General features: G+C 66.0%; 16 protein-coding genes. 7 read left to right on the top strand and 9 right to left on the bottom strand.

The window, feature by feature from the left end:
* The first annotated feature begins 90 nt into the window (after positions 1 to 90).
* The 3 genes from BFD71_RS17260 (at position 91) to BFD71_RS17250 (ending at position 2,199) form a co-directional block, all read left to right on the top strand.
* Positions 91 to 615: a gamma carbonic anhydrase family protein gene (locus BFD71_RS17260; RefSeq protein WP_069265541.1), complete on the top strand. Its 525-nt coding sequence runs from the start codon at positions 91 to 93 to the stop codon at positions 613 to 615.
* 66 nt (positions 616 to 681) lie between these two features.
* On the top strand, positions 682 to 1,644 hold the full coding sequence (gene hslO / locus BFD71_RS17255) for an Hsp33 family molecular chaperone HslO (RefSeq protein ID WP_069265731.1): 963 nt from the start codon (positions 682 to 684) through the stop codon (positions 1,642 to 1,644).
* A gap of 195 nt (positions 1,645 to 1,839) precedes the next feature.
* Positions 1,840 to 2,199, top strand: coding sequence for a hypothetical protein (locus tag BFD71_RS17250; RefSeq protein ID WP_069265730.1), 360 nt, complete (start codon positions 1,840 to 1,842; stop codon positions 2,197 to 2,199).
* Between the two features lie 96 nt (positions 2,200 to 2,295).
* Here the strand turns inward: BFD71_RS17250 and ftsB are convergent, their stop codons facing one another.
* The 9 genes from ftsB to BFD71_RS17205 all read right to left on the bottom strand — a co-directional run bounded on the left by ftsB (position 2,296) and on the right by BFD71_RS17205 (position 13,406).
* Entirely contained in the window at positions 2,296 to 2,718 is a 423-nt protein-coding gene (gene ftsB / locus BFD71_RS17245) for a cell division protein FtsB (RefSeq protein WP_069265540.1), read from the bottom strand.
* Positions 2,719 to 2,819: 101 nt separating this feature from the next.
* On the bottom strand, positions 2,820 to 4,103 hold the full coding sequence (eno, locus tag BFD71_RS17240; RefSeq protein ID WP_028216897.1) for a phosphopyruvate hydratase: 1,284 nt from the start codon (positions 4,101 to 4,103) through the stop codon (positions 2,820 to 2,822).
* Between the two features lie 279 nt (positions 4,104 to 4,382).
* The gene (kdsA, locus tag BFD71_RS17235) at positions 4,383 to 5,237 is read right to left on the bottom strand and encodes a 3-deoxy-8-phosphooctulonate synthase (protein WP_069265539.1); all 855 of its coding nucleotides are present in this window, start codon (positions 5,235 to 5,237) and stop codon (positions 4,383 to 4,385) included.
* The gene (locus BFD71_RS17230) at positions 5,234 to 6,895 is read right to left on the bottom strand and encodes a CTP synthase (RefSeq protein WP_069265538.1); all 1,662 of its coding nucleotides are present in this window, start codon (positions 6,893 to 6,895) and stop codon (positions 5,234 to 5,236) included. The genes kdsA and BFD71_RS17230 overlap by 4 nt, the downstream gene beginning before the upstream one ends.
* Positions 6,896 to 7,034: 139 nt before the next feature.
* Positions 7,035 to 7,838 (bottom strand): alpha/beta fold hydrolase, encoded by an 804-nt coding sequence (locus tag BFD71_RS17225; RefSeq protein WP_069265537.1) that lies wholly within the window; start codon positions 7,836 to 7,838, stop codon positions 7,035 to 7,037.
* Positions 7,839 to 7,909: 71 nt separating this feature from the next.
* Positions 7,910 to 10,528, bottom strand: coding sequence for a ComEC/Rec2 family competence protein (locus BFD71_RS17220; RefSeq protein ID WP_069265536.1), 2,619 nt, complete (start codon positions 10,526 to 10,528; stop codon positions 7,910 to 7,912).
* Between the two features lie 90 nt (positions 10,529 to 10,618).
* Positions 10,619 to 11,407 carry a TatD family hydrolase gene (locus BFD71_RS17215; protein ID WP_069265535.1) on the bottom strand — a complete coding sequence of 263 codons (789 nt, stop codon included), beginning with the start codon at positions 11,405 to 11,407 and terminating at the stop codon, positions 10,619 to 10,621.
* A 21-nt stretch (positions 11,408 to 11,428) separates the two neighbouring features.
* Positions 11,429 to 12,160: a lipoprotein-releasing ABC transporter ATP-binding protein LolD gene (gene lolD, locus BFD71_RS17210; RefSeq protein ID WP_069265534.1), complete on the bottom strand. Its 732-nt coding sequence runs from the start codon at positions 12,158 to 12,160 to the stop codon at positions 11,429 to 11,431.
* On the bottom strand, positions 12,153 to 13,406 hold the full coding sequence (locus BFD71_RS17205) for a lipoprotein-releasing ABC transporter permease subunit (protein ID WP_069265533.1): 1,254 nt from the start codon (positions 13,404 to 13,406) through the stop codon (positions 12,153 to 12,155). Before BFD71_RS17205 ends, lolD begins: the two co-directional genes overlap by 8 nt.
* Positions 13,407 to 13,725: 319 nt before the next feature.
* On the opposite strand from BFD71_RS17205, the gene BFD71_RS17200 reads away from it, so the two are divergent.
* From BFD71_RS17200 to lysS, 4 genes are all read left to right on the top strand, one after another.
* Positions 13,726 to 14,853, top strand: coding sequence for a regulator (locus BFD71_RS17200; RefSeq protein WP_069265532.1), 1,128 nt, complete (start codon positions 13,726 to 13,728; stop codon positions 14,851 to 14,853).
* Positions 14,854 to 14,886: 33 nt separating this feature from the next.
* Positions 14,887 to 16,593: a single-stranded-DNA-specific exonuclease RecJ gene (recJ, locus tag BFD71_RS17195; RefSeq protein WP_069265531.1), complete on the top strand. Its 1,707-nt coding sequence runs from the start codon at positions 14,887 to 14,889 to the stop codon at positions 16,591 to 16,593.
* A gap of 119 nt (positions 16,594 to 16,712) precedes the next feature.
* A protein-coding gene (gene prfB, locus BFD71_RS17185; RefSeq protein WP_133181445.1) for a peptide chain release factor 2 occupies positions 16,713 to 17,817 on the top strand; the annotation gives its coding sequence in 2 pieces (ribosomal slippage) (positions 16,713 to 16,793 and positions 16,795 to 17,817; 1,104 coding nt in all).
* Positions 17,818 to 18,026: 209 nt separating this feature from the next.
* On the top strand, positions 18,027 to 19,562 hold the full coding sequence (gene lysS / locus BFD71_RS17180; RefSeq protein ID WP_069265728.1) for a lysine--tRNA ligase: 1,536 nt from the start codon (positions 18,027 to 18,029) through the stop codon (positions 19,560 to 19,562).
* Positions 19,563 to 19,827 lie beyond the last annotated feature (265 nt).

Below are 19,827 nucleotides of genomic sequence, written 5' to 3'. Positions count from 1 at the left end.
ACGCGATTCACCTGCCTGGCGTCGTCCGCACCCGTTGCGCGTCGCCCGCAGACCGGCAGCAGCCCTGAAAGACATAGGAGACTCAACACCGTGGCCATCTACAAGCTTGGCGAAGCTGCACCGACCATTCACGAAAGCGTGTTCGTCGCGGACAACGCGACCGTCATCGGCAAGGTCGAACTGGCCGAAGACGCGAGCGTCTGGTTCGGCGCGACGCTGCGCGGCGACAACGAGCCGATCACCGTCGGCGCGCGCAGCAACGTTCAGGAAGGCGCGGTGCTCCACACGGACCCCGGCTACCCGCTCACGCTCGAAGCGAACGTGACCGTGGGCCATCAGGCCATGCTGCACGGCTGCACCGTGAAGGAAGGCGCACTGATCGGCATTCAGGCCGTGGTCTTGAATGGCGCGGTGATCGGCCGCAACTGTCTGGTTGGCGCGGGTGCGGTGGTCACCGAAGGCAAGGTGTTCCCCGACAACTCGCTGATTCTCGGCGCGCCGGCCAAAGTCGTGCGTGAGCTGACCGAGGCCGACATCGCCGGCCTCAAGCGCAACGCGGATGTCTACGCGCAGCGCCGCGAATATTTCAAGGCGCAGCTCGTGCGCATCGGCTGAGAGCGACGCGCTCTTGCCGTGTGCGGCGCGGGCCGCGCCGCCCCGATTGAAACGAAGGAAAAGATTGTGAACGACCAGTTGCAAAAATTCATGTTCAGCGCCGCGCCGGTACGCGGCGAGATCGTCTCGCTGAACAACACGTGGCAGGAAGTGCTCAAGCGCCGCCAGTATCCGACGCCCGTGCGCACCGTGCTCGGCGAGATGATGGCAGCGTGCGCGCTGCTCTCGGCGAATCTCAAGTTCGACGGCACGCTGATCATGCAGATCTTCGGCGACGGCCCCGTGAAGATGCTGGTCGTACAGTGCGGCTCGGATCTGACGATGCGCGCGACCGCGCGCCTCGGCGAAGACTTCACGGGCGAAAATGCCCTGCCGCTCGGCGAAGAACTCACGTTCGCCGACCTCGTGAATCCGGACGGCCAGGGCCGCTGCGTGATCACGCTCGACCCCGCGAAAAAGCAGCCGGGCCAGCAGCCCTACCAGGGCATCGTGCCGCTGAATGGCGAAGACGGCCCGCTCAAGTCGATTGCCGCCGTGCTCGAGCATTACATGCATCACTCGGAACAGCTCGACTCGCGCCTTTGGCTCGCCGCCAACGACGACCGTGCAGTCGGCATGCTGCTCCAGAAGCTGCCGGGCGACGGCGGGATCGTGCCGCACCAGGGCGAGCACGACCTCGATACGTGGGAGCGCGTCTGCACGCTCGGCGGCACGCTCACGCGAGACGAAATGCTCAAGGAAGACGGCGAGACATTGTTCCGCCGCCTCTTCTGGCAGGAGAACGTGCGTCACTTCGAGCCGCTGGCGCCGCGCTTCCAGTGTTCGTGCTCGCGCGAGAAAGTGGGCGCGATGCTCAAGATGCTGGGCCGCGAGGAAGTCGACGGCGTGATCGAGGAACGCGGTCATGTCGAGATTCATTGCGACTACTGCAATCAGCGCTATGAGTTCGACCCTGTGGATGTCGCGCAACTTTTTGCCGTGACTGGGCTCTCAGAAAGCGTGAGCCCCGCTGCGGAGCGTCGCCACTAAGGCAAACGAGTGCAAACTGCGGCGCAACGCGTGTTGCGTCGCCGCCCTGCGTAGCGGCACATGACAGGCGCGGGGAGCGGATCGAAATGCGGACCTGCCCTCATCTCAAGTTACTTAGGCGTCCGACAGATGGAGAGAAGCATGATCAAGAACAAACGCTTCGTACGTCCCATCGTATTTCCGTTACGCGAGCGCATGCCGCGCGTGAGCGCGTTGCTCGTACTCACGACGCTCGGTGCGACCGTTGCGTCGACGAGTGGCTGCATGATGGACCCGCCGGGCCCGTCGCCGATCTACAGCCGGCTGCCCCCGGCGCAGTCGGGCATCCCGGCCGCCGCGCCCGTGCTCACGCCCGACGAGAAAGCGCGCTACGACGCGATCGACCGTCAGGCGCTCGCCGAACAGGACAACGCCATGGCCGCGGAAGCTGCCGCACAAGCCTGGTCGCGGGCGTATGCGCCGCCGGTCACCGTCTACGGCAGCTATTACGGCGGCGGTTGGGGGCACGGCTGGGGTACGGGGATTGGCTACGGCTATCCGGGCTGGGGCTGGTAATCGCGGGCTTCGCGACGTGAACGCTCAGAACGAAAAAAGGCACGGCTCAATGCCGCGCCTTTTGCTTGTCTTATCTGCTCATCGCAAGCGAACCGCTCAACCCGCCTTCTTCGCTTCCTTCCCATGCCCGTGCTTCTTCTCGGGCACACGCGAAACGGGGTTCGGCACCACCCTCACCGGCGCCGCCGACATCTCGCCGCGCGTCGAGGTGTTCGACGAACCGCTCGGCGTAACCGGCGGCGACTGGTTCGGCGAGACGAACTGCACGAACACCTCGCTGTCCTTCACCATGCCCATCTCATAGCGAGCACGCTCCTCGACGGCAGCCGTGCCGTTCTGCAGATCCTGCACTTCGCCCGCAATGCGTTCGTTGCGCAGTTTCTCGTCGTCGTTCTGCTTTTGCTGCTGCGCGAGTTGCTGCTGCAGTTCGTGGACACGCAGCCAACCACCATGGCCCCACCAGAGCGGATACTGGATCAGCACGAGCAGGATGATCAGAACGACAGTGACAAGCCGCATGAAAGGTGCCGGATAAATACACGCCGCCCTGCGCTATACGCAGGGCGGCGGAGAGAGATGACGAAGGGTGACAGCAAGGCTGCTGCCGGCGCTGGGTCCGCTTAGCGGAGGTTATAGAACGCCGACTTGCCCGGGTAGCTGGCGATATCACCGAGATCTTCCTCGATGCGCAGCAGCTGGTTGTACTTCGAGATGCGGTCGCTGCGCGAGAGCGAACCGGTCTTGATCTGACCCGCGTTCAGGCCCACGGCGATGTCGGCGATCGTCGAGTCTTCGGTTTCGCCCGACCGGTGCGAGATCACGGCCGTGTAACCCGCGCGCTTGGCCATTTCGATTGCCGCGAAGGTTTCCGTCAGCGTGCCGATCTGGTTGATCTTGATGAGGATCGAGTTGGCGATGCCCTTCTCGATGCCTTCCTTCAGGATGCGCGTGTTGGTCACGAACAGGTCGTCGCCCACGAGTTGGACCTTCTTGCCGAGCTTGTCGGTCAGGAGCTTCCAGCCGGCCCAGTCGGACTCGTGCATGCCGTCTTCGATCGAGACGATCGGGAACTTGTCGGCGAGCGTCGCGAGGTAGTCGGCGAATTCGGCCGACGACAGTTGCAGGCCTTCGCCCGCGAGCTGGTACTTGCCGTCGTGGTAGAACTCGCTCGCTGCGCAGTCGAGCGCGAGCAGGACGTCTTCACCGGCGCGGTAGCCGGCCTTCTCGATGGCTTGCAGGATGGTCGAAAGGCACTCGTCGTTGCTGCCGAAGTTCGGTGCGAAGCCACCTTCGTCGCCCACTGCCGTGCTCATGCCGCGATCCGAGAGGATCTTCTTGAGCGCGTGGAACACTTCCGCGCCGCAACGCAGCGCTTCGCGGAAGGTCGGCTGGCTCACCGGCACGATCATGAATTCCTGGATGTCGAGGCTGTTGTTCGCGTGCGCGCCGCCGTTGACGATGTTCATCATCGGGACCGGCAGTTGCATTGCGCCCGAGCCGCCGAAGTAGCGGTACAGCGGCAGGCCGGCTTCCTCAGCGGCGGCCTTCGCGACGGCCATCGACACGGCCAGCATGGCGTTCGCGCCGAGGCGCGACTTGTTGTCGGTGCCGTCGAGCTCGAGCAGGGTCTTGTCGAGGAAGGCTTGTTCCGACGCGTCGAGGCCCATGATCGCCTCGGAGATTTCGGTGTTGATGTGCTCGACGGCCTTCAGCACGCCCTTGCCGTTGTAGCGGCCGGCTTCGCCGTCGCGCAGTTCGATCGCTTCGCGCGAGCCCGTGGATGCGCCCGACGGCACTGCCGCGCGGCCCATCGTGCCCGATTCGAGCAGCACGTCGCATTCGACGGTGGGATTGCCGCGCGAATCCAGAATCTCGCGACCGATGATATCTACGATTGCACTCATGGTTTCCTCAGGAAATGACAGTAATTCTTGCGCGAGCTGCGCCGCCTGCTGCATCGCCCCGCGAGGCACAGTTTCTATGCTCGTTCGGGGGCACACCGTCACATGGGACAGGCTGCGCGCTCGCCAGGTTCAACTTGCCGCAGCGCGACGCTCACGTTCCCGTGACCGATGCGCTGCCACGCTGCCTTGTACATCGAGCGCGGTGCGGTGCGCCGCGCTGCTCCTCCATCGCGCCGCTCATGCAATCGAAGCGGCGCGCCGTACTACGTAATTTCCAGCTCAGCTGAAGTCGTTCTCGAGGAACGGCGTGCGCTTGACCGCCTGGTCGAGCGTCACGAGGGTTTCGAGCAGGTCGGCCATGCGGTTCAGCGGCACGGCGTTCGGGCCGTCGGACTTCGCCTGCGCGGGGTTCGGGTGCGTCTCCATGAAGAGACCCGCCACGCCCGTGGCCACGGCCGCGCGAGCGAGCACCGGCACGAATTCGCGCTGCCCACCCGAGCTCGTGCCCTGCCCGCCCGGCAGCTGCACCGAGTGGGTCACGTCCATCACGACCGGCGCACCCGTCTCGCGCATGATAGCGAGCGAGCGCATGTCCGAGACGAGGTTGTTGTAACCGAACGAAACACCGCGTTCGCAGGCGAAGAAGCGGTCTTCGGAAAGACCCGCCTCACGCGCGGCTTCGCGAGCCTTGTCGATCACGTTCTTCATGTCGTGCGGCGCGAGGAACTGGCCTTTCTTGATGTTCACAGGCTTGCCCGAGCGCGCACACGCGTGGATGAAGTCGGTCTGGCGGCACAGGAACGCGGGCGTTTGCAGCACGTCCACGACCGAAGCCACGGGTCCGATCTCTTCTTCGGTGTGCACATCGGTCAGCACCGGCAAGCCGAGCTGACGCTTCACTTCGGAAAGGATGCGCAGGCCCTCGTCCATCCCGAGGCCGCGAAACGACTTGCCGCTCGAACGATTGGCCTTGTCGTAAGACGACTTGTAGATGAACGGAATGCCGAGCTTCGACGTGATTTCCTTCAGGCGCCCAGCCGTGTCGATCGTCATCTGTTCGGACTCGACGACACAGGTGCCTGCGATCAGGAAGAACGGCTTGTCGAGGCCTACCTCGAAACCGCACAGATTCATGCTTTCTCCTCGGCGCGCGCCTCGTGGTGCGCGACTGCCGCTTCGACATACGCCTTGAAGAGCGGATGGCCGTCACGCGGCGTGGACGTGAATTCCGGGTGGAACTGGACGCCGACGAACCACGGGTGCATGTCGCGCGGCAGTTCCATCATTTCCGGCAGGTCTTCAGTCGGCGTACGGGCGCTGATGATAAGGCCGCCGGCTTCGAGCTTGGGCACGTAGCCGTTATTGACTTCATAACGGTGACGGTGACGCTCGTTCACGTCCTTGCCGTAGATTTCTGCCGCGAGCGTGCCGGGCTTGATCGGGCAACGCTGCGAACCGAGGCGCATCGTGCCGCCGAGGTCCGAGTCTTCGGTGCGCTTCTCGACCTTGCCTTCGCGATCGGCCCATTCGGTGATGAGCGCGACGACGCGGTCGGGCGTGTCCGGATCGAATTCCGTGCTGTTCGCGTGCTTCAGGCCCACCACGTCGCGCGCGAATTCGATGACGGCGAGCTGCATGCCGAGGCAGATGCCGAGGTACGGCACCTTCGCTTCGCGGGCGTACTGGATGGCCTTGATCTTGCCTTCGGTGCCGCGACGGCCGAAGCCGCCCGGCACGAGGATCGCGTCGAGATGCTTGAGGCTCTCGACACCTTCTTCGTCGATCTGCTCGGAGTCGATGTACTCGATGTTCACCTTCGCCGAGGTCTTGATCGACGCGTGGCGCAGCGCTTCGATGAGCGACTTGTACGACTCGGTCAGGTCGACGTACTTGCCGACCATGCCGATCGTGACTTCGTGCTTCGGATGTTCGAGCTTCTCGACCATTTCCGCCCAGATCGACAGATCGGCGGGCTTCGCGGAGAGCTTCAGTTCGTCGCAGACGATCGAGTCGAGGCCCTGGTCGTGCAGCATCTGCGGGATCTTGTAGATGCTGTCGGCGTCCCACACCGAGATCACGGCGTCTTCGGGTACGTTCGAGAACATCGAGATCTTCGAGCGCTCGTCGTCCGGAATGCGGCGGTCGGCGCGGCACAGCAGCACGTTCGGATAGATACCGATTTCGCGCAGCTTCTGCACGCTGTGCTGCGTGGGCTTGGTCTTGAGCTCACCCGCCGTGGCGATGAACGGCACCAGCGTGAGGTGCACGAAGCACGCGCTGTTGCGGCCAAGGCGCAGGCTCATCTGACGCGCGGCCTCGAGGAACGGCAGCGACTCGATGTCGCCCACCGTGCCGCCCACTTCGACGATCGCGACATCCGGCTCGCCGCACGTCGCCGATGCGGCGCCGCGTTCGATGAATGCCTGGATTTCGTTCGTGATGTGCGGAATGACCTGCACGGTCTTGCCCAGATAGTCGCCGCGGCGTTCCTTGCGGATCACCGATTCGTAGATCTGGCCCGTGGTGAAGTTGTTGGCCTTGCGCATCTTCGTGGTGATGAAGCGCTCATAGTGGCCAAGGTCGAGGTCGGTTTCCGCTCCGTCTTCCGTCACGAACACTTCGCCGTGCTGAAACGGGCTCATCGTGCCGGGGTCGACGTTGATGTAGGGATCGAGCTTGAGGAGGGTGACTTTCAGACCGCGCGATTCGAGGATCGCGGCGAGGGAGGCGGCGGCAATACCCTTGCCAAGGGAGGAAACTACGCCGCCGGTGACGAAAACATATTTGGTCATCGCTGGATGCTCGCGGGAAAAACGGATTATACCTGAAAGCAAGGGCTAACCCTGAATTTTGAGCGAGCGGAAACGATGCGCGACACGTAGCCCCACGCCCTACCGTGCCCCGCAAGCAACCGCGCCGAAAACCGGCCGCTCAGGCTCCGTTTTCCATGGCGTAAAGCATGCGCTGTACCGCGCGCGCGGTCTCGATCGGACGCTCCATCGGATACAGATGACTGCCCTCGATCCACTCGAAGCGCTCGCCGGCGATGCGCCGTGTTGCCGCAAGCCCGACCTGGCGCACTTCACGCGACTGCGTGCCCGCGACGAAGCTCACCGGCACGGGCGAGCCGTGCACGAGCCTCGGGCCTAAGGTGTGCGGCAGCGTGCGGTAAATCATGTACTCGGTCTGGCGGTCGAAGGCGAGCGTGCGACCGCCGTCGACCGAGGTCTGAGGAATGCCGAAGTCGACATAGTCGGAAAGCACGCGCTCGTCCCAGCGCGCGAATGCCGCCTTCGAATGGAAATGCCGCCAGGCCTCGTCGCGGCTCGCCCAGTTCGTGCGGCGCGTGCGCGTGGCGACGGCAGGCGACAGGCGCTCGTCGAGCCCGGTCCACTGCGAGACCCGCAACATGCTGCTGCGCCAGCCCGCGATCACCGGCGAATCGAGCATCACGACGCCCTTGACCCATTGCGGCTTTTTCAGCGCGGCCATCAGCGAGAGATAGCCGCCGAGCGAATGGCCGACGAGCCACACGGGCTCCTCGTAGGTGCGGCCGATGTCGTCGAGCAGTTGTTCGACGAGATGCGGCCAGTCGCGGGTGACGGGAAAGCGCGCGTCGTGCCCGATGCGCTCGATGTAGCGCAACTCATAGTTGTCGCCCAGTTCGGCGAAGAACGTGCGATACGTCGAGGCCGGAAAGCCGTTCGCGTGCGAGAAATGGATGACGTTTTTCAAAGGCGGCGTGTCTCTCTATTTTGTTGATCTCTTTCGTCATTCGCGCTTTCGTTCACCCTGCTATCGGCGCGTCAGTCCTGCGTCGGCGGGTCCATCCAGTAGCGCCGCTGCGTGTCGCGAAAGCGCTCGACGGCAAGTGCGCCGGGCCGCGCCTCGACGCGCGCGGCGCCGTCCGCGTCGCTGCGCGCGAGCACGATGTGGCGGCCCGCGTAGCGCGCGTAGACGCCCGGATGCGGGTGATGAAAGCGGTTCAGATAGCCTACCTGAAATATCGCGACGAGCGGCCAGACAGAATCGAGGAACGGTTCAGTCGACGAGGAGCGGCTGCCGTGATGCGGCACGACCAGCACCTGCGCGCGCAACCGCTCGGGGTCGCGCGCGACCAGCGTGCGCTCGACGCCCGCTTCGATGTCGGCGGCGATCAGCGCGGAGACCCGACCGTCTTGTGCCTCGGGCGCAACGCTTGCCGCCGTCGTCACCCGCAGGACGCAGCAATGCGCATTGGGTTTGCCCGCGAGCGGCCCGGGGTCGGGCCAGAGCACCTCGAAGTCGACGCCGTCCCACCGCCAGCGCTGGCCGGCGGCGCACCGCACGGTCTGCGCGCCCCTTGTGCGTGCGCTCGCCCACAGCGGATGCGCGGGCAGGATGCCCGCCACAAATGCCTCGACGTCGACACCGTCGAACACGGCTTGCGCGCCGCCCGAATGATCGGAGTCGTCGTGGCTGATCATCAGCGCATCGAGGCGCCCTATGCCATGCGCCTGCAGATACGGCACGACAATGCGCTCGCCCGCCTGCGTCGACTCGGGGCCCGGGCCCGCGTCGAACAGCAGGCGATGCCGGGCCGTCTCGACCAGCACCGAGGTGCCTTGGCCGATGTCGAGCGCCGTGAGCCGGAAAGCGCCCGGCGGCGGCCCCGTGGGCGCAGGCACCAGTAACGGTAGCCATGTGAACGGTGCGATCCAGCGCATTGGCCAACCGCGTGGCGCAAGCCACCAGACGACGCCCACTGCAGCGCACGCGAGCGGCCACGCTCCGGGTTGCGGCAGCCGTAAAACCGCCCACGGCAGGCCCTCCAGCGCGCTCAGCGCCACAACCAGCCAGTCGAGGCAGGTATGCGCCGCGCGCAGCGCGAGTGCGTCGACCGGCGCGGGCATCGCGGCGCTCGCGATCACGAGCGGCGCGACGAGCATGCTCACCCAGGGAATCGCAAAGGCATTGGCCAGTGGGCCGATGAGCGGTATTTGCGCGAACCAGTACGCAGTGAGGGGCGCGAGCGCCAGGGTCACGGCCCACTGCACGCGGGCGCTATCGCCAAGGCGTGACGCAAGACGTCGCATCGCCCCACGCCAGTCATCAGGCGGAAGCGCCATGGCGGCAAGACGTCGAACCGCGCCTTCGGGCGCAGCAGGCCCTGCGAATGGATCGGTTCGCTCACGCATCGGATCGGCGGCGTCCGCGCTAGCATCCTGCGGCGCGTCCCTGTGCAAGCGTGGCACGCCGCTCGCCGCAAAGAGGATCGCCGCGACCGCGCAAAACGAAAGCCAGAAGCCTGCGGCCGTCACCGCCCACGGATCGCGCAGCAGCACGAGCCCGAGCGCCCACGCCAGCACGTGCGAGCGCGCGACCTCGCGCCCGGCGAACAGCGCGAGCGCAACGACCGCCAGCATCCAGAGCGCGCGCTGCACCGGCACATTGAAGCCGGCGAGCGCGGCGTAGACTCCTGCCGCGAGCAGCGCTCCCGCCACCGCAACCTTTTGCGCCGGCACGATGAGTGGCGCATCGACGCCGCGCCAGCGCGCGCGCCGCCACAGTGCGCCCGCGACCCACCCGGCGAGCCCCGCGACGAACGCGAGATGCAGCCCGGAGATCGCCACCAGGTGGCTCGTGCCCGTATTGCGCATGAGACGCCTGTCCGCGTCGCTGATCGCGTCCTGTGCGCCGGTGGCGAGCGCGATGACGATGCCGCGATGCGGTGCGTCGCCGAGCACTGCGTCGATGCGCGCACGCAGCGCGGCGCGCGCACGCTCGATGCGCACGCCTACGCCGGTGGCGTCGACGGGCAGACGCACCGCATGCCCGGGATCGCTCACGTACCCGGTGGCGCGCACGCCGCGCGCGAGCAGCGCGGCCTGCGTGTCGCGCAGGCGGAAGTTGCCGTTGCCGTGCGGGCGTTTGAGCCGCACGGCAAGGCGCCAGCGTGCGCCGGGCACGAGCGGCGGCAGCGGCGCCTCGCGCGCCACCCACGATAGTTGAATCAAATGCGGCAGCGCCGTGGCTGCCTTGTGCGTTTCCCAGGATTCGACACGAAAGAGGAAGCTTGCGCCGTTCGCTCCGTAGGAAGGCAAGCTGGAGATATAGCCGCTGATGGCGATGTTGCGCGCCTGCCAGGCAGCGGGAAGCGCCTCGGCAAGCCGTGTTTCTGCCCGCCACGCCGCATAGCCAAAGCCCGCGCATGCGGCCGCAAACCACACCGCCGCCCAGCCGCTGGCCATGCGCCAGCGTCGCCCGCAAGACAGGCCGACATGAGATTCGTCCGCCGGTGCCACGCCGCCCAACGCCCATGCCGCCCACGTGGCCCCGAGCACGGTTGCCAGAACCAGCGCGACCCACGCCCCCCACCCCGGCAACGCCGCCTGTCGCTGCAAGGCAATCACGCCCAGCGCAAACCCGCACCAAATCGCCCGCATCCTGCCTCCTCGCAACGAGGGGGCTGAATGCACGGACCGCGTCAACCGCGCCGCGTTATATGCACGTTGTGCACGCCACCCTGGAAACGATTATGCAGACGAAAGCGCGAGCCGCGGCAGCGCAGCCGCCGCGTTAGCCGTCGTGCCAAGTGCGAGCTCCTCGGGGCTCAAGCCCCTCAAGCCCGCGAGCACGGCGCCGATGCGCGGCACCTGGTCGGGCGTGTTGCGCGCGCGATAAAGCCAGGCGGGCGAGATATCCGGCGCATCGGTTTCCATGACGATGGCCTCGAGCGGCAACTGCTGCGCGAGCCTGCGGATCTGCAGCGCGCGCTCGAACGTCACATTGCCGCCGAAGCCCAGATGCATCCCTTGATCGATGAACGCACGCGCCTGCTGGAAGCTGCCGTTGAACGCATGCGCGATGCCGCTTTTCACGCCGTTGCGGCGCAGCCCCTTGAGCACCTGATCCTGCGACTTGCGCACATGGCAGATCGCCGGCAAGCCGAACTCGCGCGCAAGGCGCAACTGGGCATCGTAGAAGTGCTGTTGCCGCGCCTCGTCGAGGCCCGGCACGAAGTAATCGAGTCCGATCTCGCCGATGCCGACGAAGCGCGGATCACCGAGACTCGCCTCGATCTCGCGGCGCAGCACTTCAAGGTCTTCGTCACGCGCCTGCGGCGTATAGAGCGGATGAATGCCGAGCGCGTAGACGGCGCCCTCGGTGCGGTGCGCGAGCGCGCGCACCACGTCGAAGTTCTCGCGCGCCACCGCCGGGATCACGATGCGCGACACACCCGCCGCGCGCGCCGCCGACGCGACCGCGTCGCGGTCCGCGTCGAACTCGGCGGCATCGAGATGGCAGTGCGTGTCGATCCACATGGCGCTCGCTCGCGGGAAGGCTCAGACCGGTACGACCGGTTCCTCGTGCAACATGCCGTCGCGCAGGCGCACGATGCGGTCGCAGCGCGCCGCGAGGTCGGGATCATGCGTGACGATCACGAAACTCGTATCGAACTGGTCGGAGAGTTCGAGCATCAGATTGAAGACGTTATCCGCTGTCGCGCCGTCGAGGTTGCCCGTGGGCTCGTCGGCGAGCACGCATGCGGGCTTCGTCACGAGCGCACGCGCAATGGCCACGCGCTGGCGCTCGCCGCCCGACAGTTCGCCCGGCCGGTTGCGCGCGCGATGCGAGAGGCCCACGCGATCGAGGATCTGCATCGCCTCGGCACGCGCGTCTTCCTGCGTCATGCGGCGAATACGCAACGGCATCGCCACGTTGTCGAGCGCCGAAAACTCCGGCAGCAGATGGTGGAACTGATAGACGAAGCCCAGTGCCCGATTGCGCAGTTCGTTGCGCTCGCGCTCTGACAGCTCGGTGAACGGCTTGCCGAGCACCGAGACCTTGCCCGCGCCCGGCTCGTCGAGTCCGCCGAGCACGTGCAGCAGCGTGCTCTTGCCCGAGCCCGACGCGCCCACCACAGCGAGCTTCTCGCCGCGCTTCACTTTCAGATCGGTGTCGTGCAGCACCTGCACAGCAAGCTGGCCCTGGCCAAACACCTTCGAGACACCGTGCGCTTCGAGCACGTACGGATAATCGCCTGCCGCGGCGATCAGCGATTGACGGTCATTCATAGCGCAGCGCCTCCGCGGGACGAACCTTGGCTGCGCGCCAGCTCGGATAGAGCGTGGCGAGCGCGGACAGCACGAAGGCGATCACGCCGATGCGGATCACGTCGGAAGCCACGAGTTCGGAAGGCAGTTCGCTGATGAAATAAACCGAAGGCGGCAGGAACTGAATGCCGAGCAGATGCTCGATCGCCGGCACGCTCCATGGAATGCTCCACGCGATCAGGCAGCCGAGCGCAATGCCGATGGCCGTGCCCACGAAGCCGATCGTCACGCCCTGCACGACGAAGATCTTCATGATCGAGCCCGGCTGCGCGCCGAGCGTGCGCAGGATCGCGATATCGGCCTGCTTGTTGGTGACGGTCATGACGAGAGACGAAACGAGGTTGAACGCCGCGACCGCGATGATGAGCGTGAGAATGATGAACATCATGCGTTTTTCGATCTGCACGGCCGAGAACCAGGTCTTGTTCTGCTGCGTCCAGTCGCGGATATAGAGGTCGCCCGAGAGCGTATGCACGAGCTGGCGCGCCACCGCCGGCGCGCGCTGCATGTCCTTCAAGCGCAGACGCACGCCGCTTGGCGCGCCTAAGCGATAAAGCACTTCGGCGTCGCGGATGTTGGTGAGTGCGAGCGTGCTGTCGTACTCGTAATGGCCCGACTCGAATACGCCCATCACCGTGAACTGCTTCAAGCGCGGCAGCATGCCGGCCGGCGTGATCGAACCCTCGGGCGCGACCAGCGTGACCTTGTCGCCCACCGTCACGCCCAGGTTCACAGCGAGATCGGCGCCGAGCACGATGCCGAAGCTGCCGGGCGTAAGGTCGTTCAGGCTGCCCGCCTTCATTTCCCGGCCGATGTCCGAAACCTGCGGCTCCTCGGAAGGTTCGATGCCGCGCAGCGCAACGCCGTTCACGCTGTCGCCGCGCGTGAGCAGCGCCTGGGCGTCCACGTAAGGCGCCGCGCCAATGACTTCAGGATTGGTCTTCGCTTCTTTCGCGGTGAGCTGCCAGTCGGGCATCGTGCCCGTCGGCGAAAAAATCTCGATGTGCGCAAGCACGGAAAGCATGCGGTCGCGCACGTCGCGCTGGAAGCCGTTCATCACCGAAAGCACGACGATCAGCGCCGCGACGCCGAGCGCGATGCCCGACATCGATATGAGCGCGATGAACGAGATGAACCCGTTGCCGGTCGTGCGTTTGCCGGCGCGGGTGTAGCGCCAGCCTATCTGCCATTCGTAGGGAAGTTTCAAGCGAATCCTTTTGCGTCTTCGTTGCGCTCCGGCGCCGTATCGACCCTGGGGCCAGTGCGCCGGACGGCCGGAGAATATCGTGCCGGGTCGGGCGGCGATCAACCGCGAAGTTTGCCACACTGGCGGCGGGTCACGGATATTCGACGGAGTTCCCCGTGAACTTTCCCGCGTGAGAACCGTAGCCCCCGGGAGGCGTTTGCCTGCCCTCTGCTTCGAGCCGCAATTCGCCCACAAGTGCCGCAGCACCAGCATAACGGGTCGAGGCGATGCCGTTGCGGCACGCCCGAGGGCCGCCCGGCGCACGTAGCGCCGAAGTACAATGCGCACCATCATGCCCGCCGACCGACTCCATCTTCTCGTCCCCTTTGCCTTGCCGTCCGCCGCGGCCGCCTCCACCGCGCTCGCGGGCCTCGAATACCCGGCGCTCGCGAAACTGGTTGCGCGCGCGACACTCGGCGAGCAGGTGATCGGCGAGGACTTCCAGCGTACGCTGCCGCACGAGCGCTGGGTCGCGCGCCAGTTCGGCGCGCTCGGTCCGGCGAGCGCGAACCGCGCAAACTCCGCGCCGGCCGCCGACGACGAAGCGCCGCTTGCGCCTTACATGCTGCTCGCCGATGGCGGCACGCCCGGCGACGCCACCTGGGCGTGCGTGCAGCCCGTGCACGTGCGCATCGCGCACGATCATCTGGTGCTGATCGACCCCGCCTCGCTCGAACTCGCCGACGCCGACGCCGCCACGCTCTACACTGTCGCCCGTCCGCTGATCGAAGAACTGGGCGTGCGCATCGAGGCGCCGACGCCGCAGCGCTGGTATCTCTCGTCGGAAGCGTTCGGCACGCTCGCGGGCGCGTCGCCCTTGCGCGCGAGCGGCCGCAACATCGAGATCTGGCTGCCGCACGAGGCCCATTCGGGCCAGCGTTCGCGCGCCTGGATGAAGGTGCAGAACGAAGTGCAGATGGCATGGTTCGAGCATCCCGTGAACGAGGCACGCGAAGCGCGCGGTCTGCCCGCTGTCAATTCGATCTGGTTCCACGCTCAGGGCGCGCTGCGCACCGTCACGAGCCCCTATGCGCGTGTGCGCTCCGATGCGGCCGCCACGCGCGGCCTGGCGCTCGCTGCGAAGGCGCAAGTCGATGCCGCGCCCGCGACCTTTGCCGCGCTCGCAGCCGCGCTCAACAACGGTTCGGGCACGGGAGCGACGCTCGTCGAGCTCGATCCGTTCTCGGCGGCCTTCATCCAGCAGGACTGGGGCCGCTGGAACGCCGCGTTCGCTCAACTTGAGCGCGACTGGTTCGCGCCGGCGCTCACGGCGCTGCAAACGGGCGCGCTCGCCGCGCTCGACCTGACGCTATGCGGCGACACGGGCTCGGTCACGCTGTCCATCACGCGCGGCGATTTGCGCAAGTTCTGGCGACGCCGCCTGTTCGCGTCGCTTTTTATCGAATGATTCCCGAATGACTTCTTTTTTCCGCGCTCACGCATGACCCGAATCGTCACCCGCGCCTGCTCGCCCGCCGACACCGAAGCGCTCGTGCGCCACGGCCTGCATCCGGTGCTCGCGCGCCTCTACGCCTCGCGCGGCGTTTGCCAGCCCGACGAGATCGAAACCGGCCTCGCGCGCCTCATTCCGCCCACCGGCATGAAGGGCCTCGACGAGGCCGCCGAACTGCTCGCCGACGCGCTCGAAGCCGAGTGCCGCATGCTCGTGGTCGCCGACTACGATTGCGACGGCGCGACGGCGTGCGCCGTGGCCGTGCGCGGCCTGCGCATGTTCGGCGCGCAGATCGACTATCTGGTGCCGAACCGCTTCGAGTATGGCTACGGCCTCACGCCCGAGATCGTCGCACTCGCCGCGCAACGCAAGGGCGGTCCACCCGACGTCCTGATCACGGTGGACAACGGCATCGCCAGCGTGGAAGGCGTCGAAGCCGCCAACGCGCTCGGCATCGAGGTGCTCGTGACTGACCACCACTTGCCCGGCGACACGCTCCCCGACGCGCGCGCCATCGTCAACCCGAACCAGCCGGGCTGCGAGTTTCCGAGCAAGTGCATCGCGGGCGTGGGCGTGATGTTCTACACGCTGCTCGCGCTGCGTGCGGAGCTGCGCAGGCGCGGCGCGTTCAGCGACGGCAAGCCCGAGCCACGTCTCGACGGCCTGCTCGATCTCGTCGCGCTCGGCACCGTCGCCGACGTCGTGAAGCTCGACTGCAACAACCGCGTGCTCGTCGCGCAAGGCTTGCAGCGCGTGCGCAACGGCCGCATGCAGCCGGGCATCGCCGCGCTCTTTCGCGCGGCGGGCCGCGACGCGAAAACCGCGTCGGGCTTCGACTTCGGCTTCGCGCTCGGCCCCCGCCTAAATGCGGCCGGCCGGCTCTCGGACATGTCGCTCGGCATCGAGTGCCTGACCACCGACGACGTGGGCCGCGCCTGGGAGCTTGCGCAGCAGCTCGACGGCATGAACCGCGAACGCCGCGAGATCGAAGCCGGCATGCAGCAGCAGGCGCTCGCCGATCTCGCCGACGTCGATCCGCAAGGCAAGGCCACGCTCACGCTGTTCAACGAAAGCTGGCACCAGGGTGTGATCGGCATCGTCGCGGGACGGCTCAAGGAGCGCTTTCACCGCCCCTCGTTCACCTTCGCGCCTGCCGACGACGACGGCGAGCTCGTGAAGGGCTCGGGCCGTTCGATCCCCGGTTTCCATCTGCGCGACGCGGTCGATCTGATCAGCAAGCGCGAGCCCGGTCTGATCCAGAAGTTCGGCGGCCACGCGATGGCCGCGGGCATGACGATCGCCGCTGCCGACGTGCCGCGCTTTGCCGCCGCCTTCGAGCGCGTGGGCCGCGAGTGGCTCACCGAAGAGGCGCTCGCGCGCACCGTCGAAACCGACGGCGATCTCGAAGACGCCTACTTCACGCCCGATTTCGTCGAGATGCTCGATGCCGCCGTGTGGGGCCAGGGCTTCCCGGCGCCCGTGTTTTCGGGGGAATTCGAGGTGGCCTCGCAGGCGCTCGTGAAGGACAAGCACCTCAAACTGCAACTGCTGCGCGGGCGCCAGCGCTTCAACGCGATCTGGTTCAACCACACCGAATCGCTGCCGCAGCACACCACGGTCGCCTACCGGCTCGTGCGCGACACCTGGAATGGCGTGTCGCGCGTGCAGCTCGTGGTGGAGCACGCTGCGCTCTAAGCGCGCCTTGAACTGCACGTTGCACTGAAAAGCGCGGGCCGCCGGAAGCGCCCGCGCCGCCCTTGATCCGGGTCCAATCGGCTATAATTCAATGTTTTACACGCCGGATCACGATACAAATGGAAGCGGAACGTCTCAACGCGATCGAAGCCCTTTTGGCGGACCTGCGCACGCGCGCGGGCGAGCTACGGGGGTATCTTTGACTACGACGTAAAAGCCCGACGGCTCGTCGAAGTCAACAGCGAACTCGAAGACCCCAACGTCTGGAACGACTCCAAACACGCCCAGGGTCTCGGCAAGGAAAAGAAACTGCTCGAGGGCGTGGTGCACGTGCTCGACGGCATCGAGAACGACACGCGCGACACCCAGGATCTCTTCGAAATGGCGCGCGAAGAAGGCGATGAGGACACGCTCGTCTCCATCGAGTCCGACGCTCACGCGATCGAAGCGCGCGTAGCCGACGTCGAGTTCCGCCGCATGTTCGCGAATCCGGCCGATCCGAACAACGCGTTCATCGACATCCAGGCCGGCGCCGGCGGCACCGAGGCCTGCGACTGGGCGTCCATGCTGCTGCGCCAGTACGTGCGCTACTGCGAACGCAAGGGCTTCAAGACCGAAGTGCTCGAAGAGTCCGAAGGCGACGTGGCCGGCATCAAGAGCGCGACGATCAAGGTCGAAGGCGAATACGCCTACGGCTTCCTGCGCACCGAAACCGGCATTCACCGCCTCGTGCGCAAGTCGCCGTTCGACTCGTCGGGCGGGCGTCATACGTCGTTCTCGTCGGTGTTCGTGTATCCGGAGATCGACGACTCGTTCGAAATCGAAGTCAATCCGGCCGATCTGCGCATCGACACGTACCGCGCTTCGGGCGCGGGCGGTCAACACATCAACAAGACCGACTCCGCCGTGCGTATCACGCATGTCCCGTCGGGCATCGTCGTGCAGTGCCAGAACGACCGCTCGCAGCACCGCAACCGCGCCGAAGCCATGGCCATGCTGAAATCGCGCCTGTACGAAGCCGAAATGCGCAAGCGCCAGTCCGAACAGGACAAGCTCGAAGCGGGCAAATCGGACGTGGGCTGGGGCCACCAGATCCGCTCCTACGTGCTCGACAACAGCCGCATCAAGGATCTGCGCACCAACGTCGAAATCAGCAACACCAAGGCCGTGCTCGACGGCGATCTCGACGCCTTCATCAGCGCGAGCCTGAAACAGGGCGTGTAAGCTTGCCGCACGCTACGGGCGCAGCAGTTCACCGCATGCCGCCCTCTCCTGCTGCGCCGCCCGCTTCGAGCGAGGCGCGCGACGCGCAGCAGGAACCGAAGTCCACTTATCTGCGCGCGATGCGCGCGGTGTCCCGCGAAGGACCATGCCGGGGCCGCAGCCCCGAAAACTCGCCGAAACACCTGCGAATCAAAGAACTCCGAGCCATCATGACCGAACCGACCCAGCAGAACGCGCCCAGCGCCGCGCCCGAACTCGACGACAACCAGATCATCGCCGAGCGCCGCGAGAAACTGCGCGCGCTGCGCGAGGCAGGCGTCGCCTATCCGAACGACTTCCGCCCCACCCACCACGCCGCCGACCTGGCGCGCGATTACGCCGACACCGACAAGGACGCGCTCGAGGCCAATCCGCTCGAAGTGGCGATCGCCGGCCGCATGATGCTCAAGCGCGTGATGGGCAAGGCGAGCTTTGCCACGGTACGCGACGGCTCGGGCCAGATCCAGTTCTTCATCACGCCCGCCGACGTGGGCGAGGCCACCTACGACGCGTTCAAGAAGTGGGACCTCGGTGACATCGTCGCGGCCAAGGGCGTGCTGTTCCGCACCAACAAGGGCGAGCTTTCGGTGCGCTGCACGGAATTGCGTCTGCTCTCGAAGGCGCTGCGCCCGCTGCCCGACAAGTTCCACGGCCTCGCCGACCAGGAAATGCGCTATCGCCAGCGCTATGTCGACCTGATCGTCACGCCGGAAGCGCGTCAGACCTTCCAGGCGCGCACCAAGGCGATTTCCTCGGTGCGCCGCTTCATGGCCGACTCGGGCTTCATGGAAGTCGAAACGCCGATGCTGCACCCGATCCCGGGCGGCGCGGCGGCCAAGCCGTTCGTCACGCACCACAACGCGCTCGACATGCAGATGTTCATGCGCATCGCGCCCGAGCTGTATCTGAAGCGCTTGATCGTGGGCGGCTTCGAACGCGTGTTCGAGATCAACCGGAACTTCCGTAACGAAGGCGTTTCGCCGCGTCACAATCCGGAATTCACGATGATGGAGTTCTACGCCGCGTACACCGACTACGCATGGCTCATGGACTTCACCGAGCAGCTGATCCGCCAGGCCGCCATCGACGCGAGCGGCACCGCCGTGCTGACGTATCAGGGCCGTGAACTCGACCTCTCGAAGCCGTTCCATCGCTTGACGATCGTGCAGGCGATCCAGAAGTACGCGCCGCAATACACGAACGAGCAACTTGCCGACGCCGTCTTCCTGCGCACGGAACTCAAGAAGTTCGGCGTGGACGCGAACCAGCCGGCCTTCCTGAACGCAGGCGTGGGCTCGCTGCAACTGGCGCTCTTCGAAGAGACGGCCGAGTCGCAGCTGTGGGAACCGACCTACATCATCGACTACCCCGTCGAAGTCTCGCCGCTCGCGCGCGCCTCGGACACGCTGCCGGGCATCACCGAGCGCTTCGAACTGTTCATCACGGGCCGCGAGATCGCCAACGGCTTCTCGGAGCTGAACGATCCGGAAGACCAGGCCGCGCGCTTCAAGAAGCAGGTCGAGCAAAAGGACGCCGGCGACGAAGAAGCGATGTTCTATGACGCCGATTACATCCGCGCGCTCGAATACGGCATGCCTCCGACGGGCGGCTGCGGCATCGGCATCGACCGTCTGATCATGCTGCTCACGGACAGCGCAAGCATCCGCGACGTGATCCTGTTCCCGCATCTGCGCCGCGAAGACTAAGCAGACCCCTGCCTGACATGACGGGGCGCATGCGGTTGACACCGTATGCGCCCCGTTTCTTTCGGGCCTTTCAGCGCATGCGTTTGTAACCATCGGTAAAATCTGCCGGCGAGCGCAGCTGCCGGGATGGGTACGTCGATTGCGCCCCCGTGGAAAACCGCGCTGCGCAACGCTGCCCGACGCCCACGCCCTCGGCGTCGGCCCGCACCCATCGCGAGGGTTACAAAATGAAACGCTCACAGACCTGGATTGGCTCAAACTGGTT

The organism is Paraburkholderia nodosa, assembly GCF_001718195.1.
Taxonomy (GTDB): Bacteria; Pseudomonadota; Gammaproteobacteria; order Burkholderiales; family Burkholderiaceae; genus Paraburkholderia; species Paraburkholderia nodosa_A.
This window is presented reverse-complemented; position numbering and strand designations above follow the sequence as displayed.